This is a genomic window from Enemella evansiae (assembly GCF_002250705.1).
GTDB lineage: Bacteria > Actinomycetota > Actinomycetes > Propionibacteriales > Propionibacteriaceae > Enemella > Enemella evansiae.
In genome coordinates, this window is the sequence record NZ_NMVP01000037.1 from 95821 (window position 1) to 108245 (window position 12425).

The window sequence follows — 12425 nt, forward strand, 5'->3', positions numbered from 1 at the left end:
CGAGTCGAAACCATCGGGCCGCCCGGGCCGCCACCCACTCCCACGGCCTATCTCTCACTCTGCGGCCTGCATGCAAGCCGCAGAGTGAAAGTTGGTACGCAGAGTGGAAGTTGGTACGCGGAGTGGGTCCCGCAGGCCGACCGCGCGCGCTCATCGCGGGTCGAGATGAGCGAGCGAGTCGGACCGGGGAGCAGGTGGCCCCGGGCGCCCCGCTCGGCCCGCCGAAATTTGCGGCTCGATTCCCGATCAGTGCCCAGATCGGCCGATTCCGCGATCGAGCCGCAAATTCCGCAGGTCATGCGAACTCAACCGGTGAGTCGGACACCTTCTCGATCCACGCTCTCAGAACGGTGTCTCGTCGACGAGTTCGCCAGCACCGGCGCCACCGCCGGAGCGCGAGGGCCGGCCGATGTCGAAGAGGTTCCCCTCGGGATCGCGCAGCGTCACCCACTCGATCCCGAACTCGTCGAAGGTGCCCACCTGCTCGGCGCCCAGCTCTTTCGCCCGGGCGGCGGCACCCTCCAGATCGGTGTCGTAGAGGTCCAGGTGCACCGGGTTCTTGGCGGGCTCGCGGTCACTACCGACCTTGAGGAAGAGCAGGCCGGGGCTTCCGGTCGGTTCACCGTGGGTGACGCCGATCCCGGCGAAGAACTCACTGGCCCCCGCGTCGATCGGTCGGTCCAGCAGGGCCGACCAGAACCGTGACTGGGTGGCGACGTCCTGGCAGTCGAAGGTGATGGCAGACAGAGCGGGCATGATTTCTCCTCTGGTGGTGGGGATTGCGGGCGGTCAGGGTTCGACGGGCCAGCAGACCTCGGAGCGCCAGCGCTGCGGTTCCGGGGTCTCGGTGGGGCCGATCAGGTAGTGCTCACGCATGTCCCCATCGGGGATCGCGCGGTGCTTCCCGTCGCCGGTGTGCAGTTGCGCGGCGAGCGCGGCATAGGTGGTCTGGAAGTTGTCATAGGAGCCGTCATGGACGGCCACCGCGAAGGTGCCGCCGGGCAGCCGTTCGGCACCCGGGGTCCCGGCGACGACCGGCACGATGGCCTGCACCGGTCCGCGGCCCTCTTCGAAGAAGGCGGTGCCATAGCAGGCGCCGACCGGGCCGACCGGCAGGCCGCCCGCTGCGGCGTACAACCTCGGGAAGATCTCGCCGAACCAGGCCGGGCACTCCTCGCAGGTCAGCTCGGCGCGCGCCGTGCACACCCACTGGTCGGGGATCCGGCGGATCGCCAGCGGCACCTCGGGCAGGCTCTCCAGCAGCAGCGCCGCCTCGTCGACACGGTCCCGGGCGCGTTCCAGTGCCGAGCGGGTACGCCGCAGCGCCTCGATCACCAGGTCGTGTCGGCGCTCCGGTGAGCTGAGGATCTCCCCCACCTCCGGCAGGGGCACCCCGGAGGCCCGCAATCGCTGCAGCAGCACGGCATCGGCGACCTGGTCCGGGTGGTACCAGCGGTAGCCGCTGGCTGGATCGGTCCGTGCCGCGGGTAGCACCCCGATGTCGTGGTAGTGCCGCAACCGCTTCACCGTCAGTCCACTGGCCCGGGCCAACTCGCCGATGCTCAACTCCTGCATGCGATCAGCGTGGCACCTCCCATGATGGGAGGGTCAAGCGCCGCGCCTTTTGCTCATCCGGGCACCTTGTCCAGGAAGCCACGCACGTCGCTGATCAGGCCCTGCGAATCGACGACGAGCACGTCGAAACCGATCACGACGGGTTCGCCATCGGCCGGCCCCAGCGCCCACTGGAACCGCACCTGGTCGTGATGGCCGTCCGGGGTCCCGTGCGGGCGCAGGCTCATCCCGGGGAACTGCTCCTGGACCGCACCGATCACCGCGCCCAGCTGGTCCCGCCCGGTGCTCACCGCCAGCGGATCGGTATAGGTCACGTCCTCGGCGAAGTGCCGCGCCAGCAGGCCGGAACGCTCCTCGCCCTGCGCGTTCCAGGTGGCCAGATAGTCGGTGACGACGGTTTCCATGATGGGTCTCCTTCTGGGTCGATTGCCCGCGGTGCGGGATGGGACGACCCTGACCCGCCATGCACCGGGACACCATGACCTCCGAGGTCATGGGGCCGACGCCGGCCCGCCCTACGCTGTCCCCCATGACCGATGCCGTGGGCGCGCTGTTGCGCGAGTGGCGGGAGAGCCGTGCGCTGAGCCAACAGGCGCTCTCGGACGTGTCCACGGTCTCCACGCGGCACCTGAGTCGGGTGGAGACGGGGCTGGCCAGGCCGACACCGCAGATGATCCTGCACCTCTCGGAACACCTCGCCATCCCGCTGCGGGAGCGCAATCGGCTGCTGCTGGCGGGCGGGTATGCACCCCGTTATCCAGACGGCGCTCCGGATGCGGCCGACAACGCACAGATCTGGGCCGGCCTGCGCACACTGCTCGACGCCCATCTCCCTCATCCGGCCCTGCTCCTGGACGACTACTGGGATGTCATCGACGCGAACACCGCCGTCGATGTGCTCCTCGAAGGCTGCTCGGCCGAGCTGCTGGAACCGCCGATCAACGTGATCCGGCTCTGCGTACACCCCGAGGGTCTCGCACCGCGAATCCGGAACCTGGCCGACTGGTCCGCCCATCTCCACCGGCAGCTCCGCCATCGGGCGGCCCAGACCCGGGACCCACGACACCAGGCCCTGACCGAGGAGGTGGCCGCACTGATCGGCAGCCAGGACCCGCCCGACTCACCCGGCCCGGTCGCCGTGCTCGAACTGACCGTGCGGGCGGAGACCCTGCGCCTGTTCAGCGTGGCGTCCCGGCTCACGATGGCCACCGACGTGCTGCTCGACGGCGTACACCTGGAGACCTTCCTGCCCGGTGACGCATCGACCGCCGCGGCGCTGCGCCTGCTGACAGCGGATTAACCCCCGGTCGCCAGATCCTCGTCGTTCTTGGACTTGATCAGGCTGGCGAAGGTGGTGATCGCCAGGGTGACGATGATGACCAGCAGCGAGACCCAGATCGGGATCTCGAAGTTCAGCCCGAAGGCGGCGTCCACCCCGTATTCGTGCAGGGCGTGCATGACCAGCTTCACACCGATGAAGGCCAGCACCACCGACAGCCCGACCGAGAGATAGACGAGCTTCTTCAGCAGCCCGCCGATCAGGAAGTAGAGCTGCCGCAGCCCCATCAGCGCGAACACGTTGGCGGTGAACACCAGGTAGGGCTCCTGGGTCAGGCCGTAGATCGCCGGGATCGAGTCGAGCGCGAACAACAGGTCGGTCGAGCCGAGGGCGACGATCACGAACAGCATCGGGGTGATCAGCCGCCGGCCGTTCTCGACCTTGGTCAACCGGGTGCCGTGGAACTCGTCGGTGGCCGGGAACCGGCGCTTCACGAAGCGCATCAGCAGGTTCTCCTCGGCGTCCGGATCCTCACCCTGCCGGTATTCGATGACCAGCTTGATCGCGGTGTAGATCAGGAAAGCACCGAAGAGGAAGAACACCCAGCTGAAGCTCTGGATCGCGGCGGCACCGGCGGCGATGAACGCACCACGGAAGACCAGCGCCAGGATGATGCCGACGATCAGCGCGAACTGCTGCAGATGCCGGGGCACCTTCATCTTGGTCATGATGATGATGAAGATGAACAGGTTGTCGACCGACAGTGAATATTCGGTCAGCCAGCCCGCGAAGAACTCCCCCGCGTACTGCGGCCCGGAGATCCCCCAGACCCCGAAGCCGAACACGATCGCGAGCAGCACGTAGAGCGCGATGAAGATCCCGCACTCCTTCATCGATGGTTCGTGTGGGCGGCGGCCGATGATGAGGACGTCGATCGCCAGGACCGTCACCATCACCGCGACGGTGATGATCCAGGCATAGGACGTGACATGCATGGGCGGGGCCTCTCGTTCGGGTACGCGTCGTTCCCGAAGGTCTCTTCCACCGAGGCCCGCCGTGGCGGCTCCCTCGATCGACGACACCGGGGCGCCCGCCGGACGCACCGTGATGACGACATCGCCGTATCAGGAATACTCCCCTTCTCCGCGGATCAGTATGCACCTTCGGCCGCCGGGATCAGCAATCGGACAACGGGTGGGCAGGTCGGGTGTCGTTACCCTTGATCGGTGGATGTGCGGATCGGGACCTCCGGGTGGACCTACCAGCACTGGCGCGGCACCTTCTATCCCGTCGGGCTCCGGGTCGCCGACCAGCTCGACCACTACGCGGCCCGGTTCGACACCGTCGAACTCAACGGTTCGCACTACCGCTGGCCCGCGGACAAGACCGTCACCGGTTGGCGGGATCGGCTGCCGGCCGGTTTCGAGATGGCGGTCAAGGCCTCGCGCTACCTGACGCACTTCCGGAAGCTCAACAATCCCGAGGACTGGGTCGAGCGCATCACGCACACCCACGACCTATTGGGTGCGCACGCCGGGCCGCTGCTGCTGCAATTGCCGGCCGAGCTCGCCCGCGACGACGAGCGGCTGGCGCACTTCCTGGGGCTGCTGCCGGAGCGGATCCGGGTGGCGATCGAACCGCAGCACCCCTCCTGGCTCGATGACGGCGTGTTCGACCTGCTCGACCGGCACGGCGCGGGGTTCGTCGTATCGGTGATCGCCGGGCGGGAGCCGGTGCTGCGCGCCACCGGTCGGCTGGCGTACGTGCGCTTCCACAACAGCGACCCGAACTGGCGCTACGGCGGCTCCTTCGACGATGCCGCGCTGGAGCCGTGGGTGGCTCACCTGCGGGCCCTGACCAGCGGCGGCCGGCCGGCGTACTGCTATTTCAACAACGACAACCACGGGTACGCCGCGTTCAATGCGCTGCGACTCAAGGAGCTGATCGCCGCAGCCGGGTGATCATCGGGCACGCCCTACTTGGTGGCCTCCACCATCTGCCGCAGCTCCTTCTTCAGCTCGGAGATCTCGTCGCGCAGCCGGGCGGCGACCTCGAACTGCAGTTCGCCGGCGGCGGTGTGCATCTGGTCGGTGAGCTCGGTGACCAGCCCGGCCAGCTCGGCGGCCGGGAGGTTCTTCACGTCACGCTCGGACTGCGGCTCGCCCTCGCGCGGGGTCGGCGTCCGCCCACCCTTCTTGTTGTTCAGCCGGGAGTCGGCCATCAGCTCGGCGGTGTCGGCGTCCTCGCGGTTCAGCATGTCGGTGATGTCGGCGATCCGCTTGCGCAGCGGCTTGGGGTCGATGCCGTGCTCGGTGTTGTAGGCGACCTGGATCTCCCGGCGTCGGTTGGTCTCATCGATTGCGTTGGCCATGCTCGGGGTGATCTTGTCGGCGTACATGTGCACCTGGCCGGCGACGTTCCGCGCGGCGCGGCCGATGGTCTGGATCAGGGACCGGTCCGAGCGCAGGAAGCCCTCCTTGTCGGCGTCCAGGATCGCGACCAGCGACACCTCGGGCAGGTCGAGGCCCTCCCGCAGCAGGTTGATGCCGACCAGCACGTCGTATTCGCCGAGCCGCAGCTCGCGGAGCAGCTCGACCCGCTTCAGGGTGTCCACCTCGGAGTGCAGATAGCGGGTCCGCACCCCGTGTTCGAGCAGGTAGTCGGTGAGGTCCTCGGCCATCTTCTTGGTCAGCGTGGTCACCAGCACCCGCTCGTTGCGTTCGGTGCGGGTGCGGATCTCCCCCATCAGGTCGTCGATCTGGCCCTGGGTGGGTTTCACGATCACCTCGGGGTCGACCAGCCCGGTGGGGCGGATGATCTGCTGCACCGTGCCGTCGCTGCGGGCCAGTTCGTACGCCCCAGGGGTGGCGGACAGATAGACCGACTGGCCGATCCGCTCCACGAACTCCTCGAACCGCAGCGGCCGGTTGTCGGTGGCACTGGGCAGCCGGAATCCGTGCTCCACCAGGGTTCTCTTGCGGGACATGTCGCCCTCGTACATCCCGCCGATCTGGGGGACGGTGACGTGCGACTCGTCCAGCACCAGCACGAAATCCTCGGGGAAGTAGTCGAGCAGGCAGTTCGGCGGGCTGCCGGGGGCGCGGCCGTCGATGTGCCGGGAGTAGTTCTCGATGCCGGAGCAGCTGCCGATCTGGCGCATCATCTCCAGGTCGTAGGTGGTCCGCATCCGCAGCCGCTGCGCCTCCAGCAGCTTGTTCTGCCCCTCCAGCTCGGCGAGCCGCTCCTCCAGCTCCAGCTCGATGCCCTTGATCGCCCGCTCCATCCGGTCGGCACCGGCGGCGTAGTGGCTGGCCGGGAAGATGTACATCTCCTGGTCCTCCGAGACCACCTCACCGGTGAGCGGCTGGAGGGTGGACAGCGCCTCGATCTCGTCGCCGAAGAACTCGATCCGCCAGGCCAGCTCCTCATACATCGGGAACACCTCGAGGGTGTCGCCGCGGACCCGGAAGGTGCCCCGCGCACCGGACAGGTCGTTGCGGGCGTACTGGATGTCGACCAGCCGGCGGAGCAGCGAGTCGCGGTCGATCTCCTCACCGACCTTGAGCTTGATCATCTGGTCGACCCACTCGGTCGGCGTGCCCAGACCATAGATCGCGGAGACGGTCGCGACCACGATCACGTCGCGCCGGGTGAGCAGCGAATAGGTGGCGCGGTGCCGCAGCCGCTCGACCTCCTCGTTCAGCGAGGAGTCCTTCTCGATGTAGGTGTCGGTCTGCGGAACGTATGCCTCCGGTTGGTAGTAGTCGTAGTAGGAGACGAAGTATTCGACCGAATTGTCCGGGAAGAACTGTCGCAGCTCGTTGGCGAACTGGGCCGCGAGCGTCTTGTTCGGCTGCATCACCAGCATCGGCCGCTGCACCTGCTCGGCCAGCCAGGCCACCGTCGCGGTCTTGCCGGTGCCGGTCGCGCCGAGCAGCACGACATCCTGCTCGCCGTTGTTCAGGCGCCGGGTCAGCTCCTTGATCGCCGCGGGCTGGTCGCCGGCCGGCTCGAAGTCGGAGTGCACCTTGAACGGCGCCAGCCGGCGCTGCACATCTTCCACGGGTCGCATGCAATGAAGCGTACGCGGACCCTCCGACAGCGCCGGCCGGCGGCCGTTCCGGTTCAGGCCAGGGTCGACTCCACCAGTGATTTCAGGATCTCCGTGGCGTCCTGATCGAGCTGGTTGCCGGGGCTGAAGTCCTTGGCCGGGGCGGCCAGGGTGGCGGAGAAGCCGATGTTGTCGCTCTTGCGGACCGCCATCACCGTGACGGCCCCCAGATTGGCCGAACCGGACCCGTCGGCGAAGGTCCAGGTCACGGTCTGCTTGGCCGTCGACAACCGGGAATCCAGTGCGGGCTCCTCGACCTGGGACTTCTTGATGTTGGTGCCGTCCTGGGTGATGCTGTCGTTCACCTTCTCCACCGAGGCGGTCGGGCTGGTCGACCGCCCGGTCCTGATCAGCATCAACCGCCCCCTGCTGTCGGTGAGGATGGTGGAGGTGTCGGCGGAGCGGCTGGCCACCCGCCAGCCGGACGGGAGCTGCACCGTCAGGCCGTTGCCGACGCTCTCCCCGCTGCCGGACGGCGGGGTGGTGCGCGTACTCGTCGGGGTCCGGGTCGGCCGCGGCGAGCTGGTCGGCGTGCTGGTCGCCGTCGGGCTGCTGGTCGGCGGGGCCGGCGGCGGGGTGACCGGGGTGATGTCGGGGCCGTTGCCCCTGGCCGGGGCGAACATCATGAACAGCAACCCGGCCACCGTCAGCACGGCCACACCGGCGACGACGATGCCGATGATGGTGCCGTTGGACTTCTTCGGTCGCGGCGGCGGTCCACCCGGTGCCGAGCCGAAGCCCTGCCCGTACTGCTGCTGCCCGTATCCGGGTTGCTGCCCGTACCCCTGCTGCCCATAGCCCTGTTGCCCGTAGCCCTGTTGCTGCGGATATCCCTGTCCGTAACCGGGCTGCTGCGGCTGGTTCCACCCGCCCTGCGACGGCTGACCCTGCGGCGGCTGGCCGGGGTTCGGGCCCTGCGGGCCGCCCCAGCCCTGTCCACCGGCCGGATTGTTGCCGGGATTGTTCCAGTCGCTCATTTGCCTTCCTCCTCGTCATAGAAGGCGTTCCGGGCGCGTTCCTCGGGGTCGGTCGCTGGTGGTGCCGGTTGCTGGGCCGCCACCGCGGTCCTGTCCTTGTGGGCCTTGCTCCGGGTCCGTACCGCGGTCCCGCAGGCGGTGCAGAACAGCGACCCCGGGATCAGCGGCATCTCGCAGCGCGGGCAGAAGTCGAGGTCGCCCTGCGCACCGGCACCCGGCAGGCCTCCGACACCCTGGCGGGCGGTCGCCTCCAGGGCGGCCTCCATCAGCCCGTGGTGCAGCACATTGCGTACCCGGATCACCAGCACCGCCAGGATCAGCAGCGCCCAGATCAGCTGCAGCATCACCCGCAGCGTCGGGTTGTCCAGGAAGCCGAGCAGATAGATGCCGCCGGCGTACGCGATGTTCGCCGCGATCGCCTCCAGCAGGCCACGCAGGTAACGCCCGCTGAACCCGTCGTATCCCTCGCCCAGGCCGGAGAACTCGGCGCAGGCGATCCCGGTCGCGGTGCCCATCAGCAGCGGCTTCACGAAGCCCTCGAGGAAGATCAGGGTGGCCCAGGTGCCGGGATCGTTGACGCCGACGAACCCGCCGGTGAGGCTCGACCAGTGCCGGACCAGGGTGTCGGCGGTGGCGAAGGCGACACCGGAGATGATGCCGAAGGTGAGGCCGTCCATCAGGTCGTCGAACTGCGGTCGGCTGGCCAGGACGAGGGGTCCGATCTGGCGGATCAGCTCACCGACGACCGGGATCAGCAGCGCGGCCACCAGGAAGCCGCTGACGGTCGGGCCGACGCTCTGTCCGGTCTGGCCGAGCCCCGAGGTCGACGGCCCGAGCAGGCCGAGGGCGCGGAGCCCGATCAGCAGCCCGGCGCCCAGGACCGCGGTGAGCAGGAAGGCCATCGCGGTCACCGGGACCGGTTCGTCCTCCCACAGGTTCACGTCGTAGAGGTAGACGATGTAGACGATCGGGATGGCGAAGGCGGCGATCAGCACCGCGATCGGCAGTGCGCCGAAGATCGCGGCGATCAGGGCCGCGACGAGCGCGATGGTCAGCGCCAGCCGATAGGTCTGCGGGCGCTCCCCCGCGCCGCGGGGCATGATCGTGGAGACCAGCGCGAACGACGCGACCGGTTCATCGGGTTTGACGGCGAACGACTTGCGGCGAGCCAGATCCGGAGAGCGCATGTCCTGGCCACAGTTGTGGCAGAAGTGTGCGACCTCGGGCAGCTCGGCACGGCAGCGTGGGCATTCCACGGCCAACCTCCTGATCGAGGGGGATCACTCCCCCGGCGGCTGGGTCAGCGACCCGCGCACCAGAATCTCGGATCGATGGATCATCCGCACTGATCTGCGGCTGGAACCTCGATCAAGTTTTGATTTCGATCAGTCGGCGGCGAGCGCGACCCGGCGCCGCAGTTCGTGCCAGACCCGGTCGGCCTCGGCGAGCAGCTGCTCCCGGTCCCCGGAGTTGTCGACGACCAGATCGGCCACGGCGAGCCGTTCGGTGCGCCCGGCCTGGGCCTCGATCCGCGCGCCGGCCTGCTCGGCGCTCGACCCGTCGCGGGCCATCGCCCGACGCAACTGGGTCTCGGTGGGCAGGTCGACCACCACGATCGCGTCGAAACCCTCGGTACGCCCGGTCTCCGCGAGCAGCGGGATCACCTGGACCACGATCGCCTCCGGCGCCGCGGCCTGCTGCAGCTCGGCCGCCCGGGCCCGGATCAGCGGATGCAGGATGCCCTCGAGATCCTTGCGTGCCTGGGAATCCGCGAACACCACCGCACCCAGCGCCTTCCGGTCCAGGCTGCCGTCGGCGGCCAGCACCCGGTCACCGAACCGCTCCCGCACCGCCGCGAGTCCGGGCGTACCGGGCTCGACGACCTCGCGGGCGAGCACATCGGAGTCGATCAGCACCGCCCCGTGCTCGGCCCAGCGTTCGGCGACCGTCGTCTTGCCCGAGGCCAGGCCTCCGGTGAGTGCAACCCGCAGCATGCGGGCGATGTTACTCACAGCCGACCGGCGTCCAGATTCTGCAACCGGACCTGGCCCTGGGCGAGCAGCTTGCCCTGCTGGCTGACGGTGACCCGCCAGAGTTGCTGGGTCCGGCCCTGGTGGATCGGCAGGGCCTCCACCGCGGCGCGGCCACCGGTGACCGAGCGGATCAGGTCGGTGGCGTTGTGCACCCCGACCGCGACCTGGCCGCGGGCGGCGACGGCGGCCGAGCCGCCGATGCTGGCCGCGCTCTCGATGATGCTGCAGTAGACGCCGCCGTGGATCACTCCCCACGGGGTGTGCTGCCGCGGGCCGAGGTCGACCTCACCGGTCACCCGGTCGCGGCTGATGCCGAGGACCCGGAGACCGCTCTCGGCGACGAAGGCACTGGCCTGCGTCAGGTCGAAGTCAGGAAGTGGGACAGCGTCGGTGCTCATCGGTCGCCTTTCGCCAGTGCCGGTTGAGGATCCGCGGCCCGGCTGTGGGCGCGGGAGAGCAGCAGTACGCCGAGGGCGCTGAGCGCGGCGGCCACGCCGGTCACCAGGGTGACCCGCTGCCAGCCGATCCCGAGTGTCGGTGCATGGCCGACCAGGGTGGCGGCCAGCGTCACGCCGAGAGCGGCGCCCAGATAGCGGGCGGTGTTGTTGGCGCCCGATCCCATCGCGGCCCGCTCGGCCGGGACGGTGGCGACCGCCTGCCGGGCCAGCCCGGCGTTCAGCACCCCACTGGCCGCGCCGGCGAGCAGCAGTCCCGGCAGCATCCCGAGCGGACTGGTCGCCGGGATCAGCAGCAGCAGGCCGGCCGCGGTACCGGTGAGGCCGCCGGCCAGTTGGGCCGGGCCGGGCAGGTTCGCGGCCACCCGGGCGACGACCAGGGCCGCGACCGCGCTGGTACCGGACCAGGCCGCGAGCAGACAGGCGGCGGCCAGCGTGGACATCCCCAACCCCAGCACGAAGTGGCTGCAGGCGTACGACATCGCCGCGATCACGCCGAACCCGGTGCCGAAGCCGGCCAGTGTCGCGGCCAGGAAGCCGCGGTGCCGGAACAGCGCGGGGTCGATCAGGGTGCTGCGGCCGCGCCGCTGGCTGACCACCAGGGCGACGGTGAGCAGCAGCGCGGCGACCAGCAGCGCGATCGTGCCCGGGCCGGCACCGGTGCGGAAACCGACGATGGCGGTGACACCGGTGGCGAGCGCCCCGGTGAGCAGCGCGAAACCGAGCAGGTCCAGGCGCCGGCCGCTACGCCGCGGCGCCGCCGGCAGCCGCAGCCGGGCGGCGGCCAGACCGAGCAACGCCCCACCGAGCGCGAGGCCGAGATAGAACAGGTGCCAGCCGTCGATCCGGTCCAGCAACCCGGTACCGATCGGGCCCAGGGCGATTCCGGCCCCCATCGCCACGCTCCACCAGGTCGCGGTGGTGCGGCGGTGGGTGTCGTGTTCGCTGGCCGCGGCGACCAGCCCCAGCCCGGTCGCGATCATCCCGGTGGCACCCGCGCCAGCGACCAGCCGGGCGAGCACGAAGGCGGTCACCGAATCGGTCAGCCCGCAGACCAGATTGGCGGTGGCGAACAAGCAGCGCGCCGCGCACGAACACCCGTCGGTGCCCGATCTCGTCGGCGATCACACCGGCCGCGAGCAGGGTGACCGCCAGCCCGATGCTCATCGAGGCGAGCACCCAGGCCGATCCGGTCGCCGAGGTGCGCAGTGCCCGGGTCAGGGTCACCACGTTTCCGAGCGGACCGGCGTACGCCAGCATCGAGACCCAGGTGCTCAGCCCCACCACGGCCAGCACGGTGGTGTAGGAGGACGGGTTCGGTCTGCTCATGAGATCAGTCTTGTCACAGAACCGGTCCGTTGACAAGACCTGAGCGCTAGAATGTCGGCATGGCACTTGGTACCGGTTATGAGCGGCAGGGCTGCTATCTGGCCCGCGCCCTGGAGGTGGTCGGCGAACGCTGGACGCTGCTGATCCTGCGCGACGCCTTCTACGGGGTGACCCACTTCGGCGACTTCCTCGCCCATCTGGACGTCTCCCGGGCGGTGCTGGCCGACCGGCTCGACACCCTCGTCGGAGCCGGCGTGCTGACCCGCTCCCCGCAGGGCCGCAGCGTCGAATACACCCTCACTGACGCCGGTCGGGAGCTGTGGCCGGTGATCCACCGGTTGAGCCGCTGGGGCGAGGAGCATCTCGACGGCAACCACCCGCCGCGGGTGTTCAGCCATGTCGCCTGCGGCACCGATGTGGACGCCGACGGGGCCTGCCCGACCTGCCGGGTCACCCCGCCGGTCGAGGATCTGGTGGTCCGCCTGGCGCCCGGCCGGAACGCCGCGGAGCGGCACGATCCGGTGGCGGTCGCCCTGAAGCAACCGCACCGGATGCTCACCCCCCTGCCCTGACCCCGCCGCCCCGGCCGAAGCGGGCCCGGAACGACAACGGCCCGGGAACGACAACGGCCCCACTCCCGAAGGAGCGGGGCCGAAGCCTCATGCG

Annotated in this window: 14 protein-coding genes; 4 read left to right on the forward strand and 10 right to left on the reverse strand. The window is 69.5% G+C overall.

Annotated features, from left to right (window positions below; genetic code table 11):
* Nucleotides 1-342 precede the first annotated feature (342 nt).
* The 3 genes from BI335_RS19585 to BI335_RS19595 are packed head-to-tail and all read right to left on the reverse strand — an operon-like array spanning nt 343 to nt 1979.
* Nucleotides 343-756 carry a VOC family protein gene (locus BI335_RS19585; protein WP_094433009.1) on the reverse strand — a complete coding sequence of 138 codons (414 nt, stop codon included), beginning with the start codon at nt 754-756 and terminating at the stop codon, nt 343-345.
* A gap of 33 nt (nt 757-789) precedes the next feature.
* A complete protein-coding gene (locus BI335_RS19590; protein WP_094433011.1) occupies nt 790-1575 on the reverse strand; it encodes a MerR family transcriptional regulator in 786 nt (261 codons plus the stop codon).
* 53 nt (nt 1576-1628) lie between these two features.
* Nucleotides 1629-1979: a nuclear transport factor 2 family protein gene (locus BI335_RS19595; RefSeq protein WP_094433014.1), complete on the reverse strand. Its 351-nt coding sequence runs from the start codon at nt 1977-1979 to the stop codon at nt 1629-1631.
* Nucleotides 1980-2104: 125 nt separating this feature from the next.
* Here BI335_RS19595 and BI335_RS19600 point away from each other — a divergent pair, with 125 nt between their 5' ends.
* The gene (locus BI335_RS19600; protein ID WP_229119702.1) at nt 2105-2875 is read left to right on the forward strand and encodes a helix-turn-helix domain-containing protein; all 771 of its coding nucleotides are present in this window, start codon (nt 2105-2107) and stop codon (nt 2873-2875) included.
* Here BI335_RS19600 and BI335_RS19605 read toward each other — a convergent pair.
* The gene (locus tag BI335_RS19605; RefSeq protein ID WP_094433016.1) at nt 2872-3849 is read right to left on the reverse strand and encodes a TerC family protein; all 978 of its coding nucleotides are present in this window, start codon (nt 3847-3849) and stop codon (nt 2872-2874) included. The two genes, BI335_RS19600 and BI335_RS19605, sit on opposite strands and share 4 nt — an antisense overlap.
* Nucleotides 3850-4080: 231 nt before the next feature.
* Between BI335_RS19605 and BI335_RS19610 the strand changes: the two genes are divergently transcribed.
* Nucleotides 4081-4815, forward strand: a complete 735-nt coding sequence (locus tag BI335_RS19610) for a DUF72 domain-containing protein (RefSeq protein WP_208109139.1) — start codon at nt 4081-4083, stop codon at nt 4813-4815.
* A gap of 14 nt (nt 4816-4829) precedes the next feature.
* Here the strand turns inward: BI335_RS19610 and uvrB are convergent, their stop codons facing one another.
* From uvrB to BI335_RS19640, 6 genes are all read right to left on the reverse strand, one after another.
* A complete protein-coding gene (uvrB, locus tag BI335_RS19615; protein ID WP_094433020.1) occupies nt 4830-6926 on the reverse strand; it encodes an excinuclease ABC subunit UvrB in 2097 nt (698 codons plus the stop codon).
* A 53-nt stretch (nt 6927-6979) separates the two neighbouring features.
* Nucleotides 6980-7942: a hypothetical protein gene (locus BI335_RS22225; RefSeq protein ID WP_094433022.1), complete on the reverse strand. Its 963-nt coding sequence runs from the start codon at nt 7940-7942 to the stop codon at nt 6980-6982.
* Nucleotides 7939-9198 (reverse strand): zinc-ribbon domain-containing protein, encoded by a 1260-nt coding sequence (locus tag BI335_RS19625; protein WP_094405364.1) that lies wholly within the window; start codon nt 9196-9198, stop codon nt 7939-7941. The genes BI335_RS22225 and BI335_RS19625 overlap by 4 nt, the downstream gene beginning before the upstream one ends.
* 129 nt (nt 9199-9327) lie before the next feature.
* Nucleotides 9328-9936 carry a dephospho-CoA kinase gene (gene coaE / locus BI335_RS19630; RefSeq protein WP_094360961.1) on the reverse strand — a complete coding sequence of 203 codons (609 nt, stop codon included), beginning with the start codon at nt 9934-9936 and terminating at the stop codon, nt 9328-9330.
* 14 nt (nt 9937-9950) lie between these two features.
* On the reverse strand, nt 9951-10373 hold the full coding sequence (locus BI335_RS19635; RefSeq protein ID WP_094433024.1) for a PaaI family thioesterase: 423 nt from the start codon (nt 10371-10373) through the stop codon (nt 9951-9953).
* Complete coding sequence (locus tag BI335_RS19640; RefSeq protein ID WP_094433026.1) at nt 10370-11506, reverse strand: MFS transporter; 1137 nt, start codon at nt 11504-11506, stop codon at nt 10370-10372. The genes BI335_RS19635 and BI335_RS19640 overlap by 4 nt, the downstream gene beginning before the upstream one ends.
* 68 nt (nt 11507-11574) lie before the next feature.
* Here BI335_RS19640 and BI335_RS21660 point away from each other — a divergent pair, with 68 nt between their 5' ends.
* Nucleotides 11575-11736, forward strand: a complete 162-nt coding sequence (locus tag BI335_RS21660; protein ID WP_166646706.1) for a hypothetical protein — start codon at nt 11575-11577, stop codon at nt 11734-11736.
* Between the two features lie 82 nt (nt 11737-11818).
* Nucleotides 11819-12331 carry a winged helix-turn-helix transcriptional regulator gene (locus BI335_RS19645; protein WP_094405367.1) on the forward strand — a complete coding sequence of 171 codons (513 nt, stop codon included), beginning with the start codon at nt 11819-11821 and terminating at the stop codon, nt 12329-12331.
* The last annotated feature ends 94 nt before the right edge of the window (nt 12332-12425 follow it).